The sequence below is a fragment of the Pyxidicoccus caerfyrddinensis genome (assembly GCF_010894405.1).
Lineage (GTDB): Bacteria > Myxococcota > Myxococcia > Myxococcales > Myxococcaceae > Myxococcus > Myxococcus caerfyrddinensis.
In genome coordinates this window covers 1-3282 of record NZ_JAAIYA010000069.1, presented here as the reverse complement: position 1 = coordinate 3282, position 3282 = coordinate 1, and the positions used below count along the sequence as shown (strand labels likewise).

The following is a 3282-nucleotide window of genomic DNA, read 5'->3' as shown; positions in this document are numbered from 1 at the left end:
GCGTTCTTTGACAAGTGCATACGAAGGGTAAGTTCAATTTCTGCTGAGAGAAGTTCTCGCAGGGGATTGGCTTCGCCAGGTGCGATGGAGCCGGGAGGCTTCGACGTACCGACAGAGCGGGCCAGTCCCATCAAGTGCTGAATCAAATAGAAGAAGAAGTCTTCCGGGCCTGCTGCGAAGAGCAGGGGTCTGGGCCTTGGTTTCGAGTTTCAACAAGTCCGCCGAGAGGTGGGCCTGAAAGAGATCAGGGCAAGTAAGCTACTAAGGGCGTGCGGTGGATGCCTAGGTGCCAAGAGGCGATGAAGGACGTGGGTGGCTGCGAAAAGCTCCGGGGAGCTGTCAACCGAGCGTTGATCCGGAGATGTCCGAATGGGGAAACCCAGCACTGCGAATAGCGGTGTTACCTCCAACTGAATAAATAGGTTGGCAGGAGCTAACCAGGGGAAGTGAAACATCTCAGTACCCTGAGGAAGAGAAAACAACGAGTGATTCCCAAAGTAGCGGCGAGCGAAATGGGAGAAGCCCAAACCGTTGCCACGCAAGTGGCTGCGGGGTAGTGGGTCCACGGTAGGACTTTGACTTGCTAGCGGAAGCCTCTGGAAAGGGGCACCAAAGAGCGTGATAGTCGCGTACGCGAAAGCGAGTTGGAGCTGAGTGGGTTACCCAAGTAAGACGGGACACGTGCAATCCTGTCTGAATCCGCCGGGACCATCCGGTAAGGCTAAATACTCCTTGGCGACCGATAGTGAACTAGTACCGCGAGGGAAAGGTGAAAAGAACCCCGGTAAGGGGAGTCAAAAGAACCTGAAACCGCATGTCTACAAGCAGTCCGAGCACTACGGCGCAAGCCAGTGCGAGGGCGTACCTTTTGCATCATGATTCGGCGACTTAATATACGTAGCGAGGCTAAGCCGTTAGGTGGAGCCGGAGCGAAAGCGAGTCCTAAAAGGGCGATTCAGTTGCGTGTATTATAACCCGAAGCGGGGTGATCTACACATGGCCAGGTTGAAGTGCGGGTAACACCGCATGGAGGACCGAACTCATGAAAGTTGAAAATTTCTGAGATGAGCTGTGTGTAGGGGTGAAAGGCCAATCAAACTCCGTGATAGCTGGTTCTCCCCGAAAGATATTTAGGTATCGGCTCGGGCAATTCAATGCCGGAGGTAGAGCACTGGAACGGCTAGGGGTCTCACCAGATTACCAAACCGTACCAAACTCCGAATGCCGGCAATTGTTATCCCGGGACGCAGTCAGTGGGTGATAACGTCCATTGGCAAGAGGGGAATAACCCAGACCGACAGCTAAGGCCCCCAAATCTAGTCTAAGTGAACACTAGAAAGGATGTGGCAGGTCATTGACAACCAGGAGGTTGGCTTAGAAGCAGCCATCCTTTAAAGAAAGCGTAATAGCTCACTGGTCAAGACAGGCCGCGCCGAAAATGTAACGGGGCTCAAGACTAGTGCCGAAGCTTCGGGTCATACGCAAAACGTATGGCGGTAGGGGAGCGTCCCAGTTGCAGCGAAGGTCGACTGTAAAGGCGGCTGGAGCGACTGGGAGTGCTGATGCCGAAATGAGTAGCGATAAAGGGGGTGAGAAACCCCCTCGCCGTAAACCCAAGGTTTCCTGGGTCAAGTTAATCTTCCCAGGGTTAGCCGGAACCTAAGCCGAGGCCGAAAGGCGTAGGTGATGGAAAGCAGGTTAATATTCCTGCGCCATCTTGTGAGCGTTGAACTAAGGGAGGACGGAGAAAGCTAGGCGAGCTGACCGGTGGTTGTGTCAGTCTAAAGGCGTAGGGGTGTCGCGTACGATTAAAGGCGCGGCAGTCATCCCCGAGACCCCATGGCGCCCCGCAAGGGGTAAGTCGCTGATGCTCTGCTTCCAAGAAAAGTCCCGTAGGGAGCTCATAGGGTGTCCGTACCGTAAACCGACACAGGTGGGTGAGGAGAAAATCCTAAGGCGCTTGAGAGAACTCTCCTCCAAGGAACTAGGCAAATTTCCACCGTAACTTCGGAAGAAGGTGGGCCTCTGGTAGGTGTAGGCGTACAGCCGAAGCCGAGAGAGGTTGCAGAGAAATGGCGGTAGCGACTGTTTACCAAAAACACAGGACTCTGCGAAGGCGACAAGCCGACGTATAGGGTCTGACTCCTGCCCGGTGCTGGAAGGTTAAGGGGATTCGTCAGCCGCAAGGCGAAGCGATGATCCGAAGCCCCAGTAAACGGCGGCCGTAACTATAACGGTCCTAAGGTAGCGAAATTCCTTGTCGGGTAAGTTCCGACCTGCACGAATGGAGTAACGACTTCCGCGCTGTCTCGGAGAGGGACTCAGCGAAATTGAAATAGCTGTGCCGATGCAGTTTACCCGCAGCAAGACGGAAAGACCCCGTGAACCTTTACTACAACTTGACAGTGACACTAGGGATTGACTGTGTAGGATAGGTGGGAGCCTTTGAAGCCGGGCCGCTAGGTTCGGTGGAGGCAACGGTGAAATACCACCCTGTTGATTTCTGGTGTCTAACCATGTCCCGTCATCCGGGATTGGGACACTGTCTGGTGGGTAGTTTGACTGGGGCGGTCGCCTCCCAAAAAGTAACGGAGGCGCGCGATGGTTCCCTCAGCCCGATTGGAAACCGGGCGGCGAGTGCAATGGCATAAGGGAGCTTGACTGCGAGAGAGACATCTCGAGCAGGTGCGAAAGCAGGTCATAGTGATCCGGTGGTCCTGAATGGAAGGGCCATCGCTCAACGGATAAAAGGTACTCCGGGGATAACAGGCTTATCTCCCCCAAGAGTTCACATCGACGGGGAGGTTTGGCACCTCGATGTCGGCTCATCGCATCCTGGGGCTGGAGCAGGTCCCAAGGGTTTGGCTGTTCGCCAATTAAAGCGGTACGCGAGCTGGGTTCAAAACGTCGTGAGACAGTTTGGTCCCTATCTGCTGTGGGCGTAGGATACTTGAGAGGCTCTGACCTTAGTACGAGAGGACCGGGTTGGAGGCACCGCTGGTGTACCAGTTATCTCGCCAGAGGTATCGCTGGGTAGCCATGTGCCGATTGGATAACCGCTGAAAGCATCTAAGCGGGAAACCGACCTCAAGACCAGGTATCCCGGGCGCAAGCCCCTGAAGACCCGTCGAAGACTACGACGTTGATAGGCCGGGTGTGTAAGCGTGGTAACACGTTGAGCTAACCGGTACTAATGGGTCGAGCGGCTTACTTTCCCCGTTCTCTTCCATGCCTCCTCTAGGGGCGTAAGGGACTCGGGGCCAAGGCCGAGGCTCGAGTGCG

Annotated in this window: 1 rRNA gene; it reads left to right on the top strand. The window is 55.1% G+C overall.

The window, feature by feature from the left end:
• Positions 1-251 precede the first annotated feature (251 nt).
• Positions 252-3215 (top strand): 23S ribosomal RNA (locus tag G4D86_RS51380).
• Positions 3216-3282 lie beyond the last annotated feature (67 nt).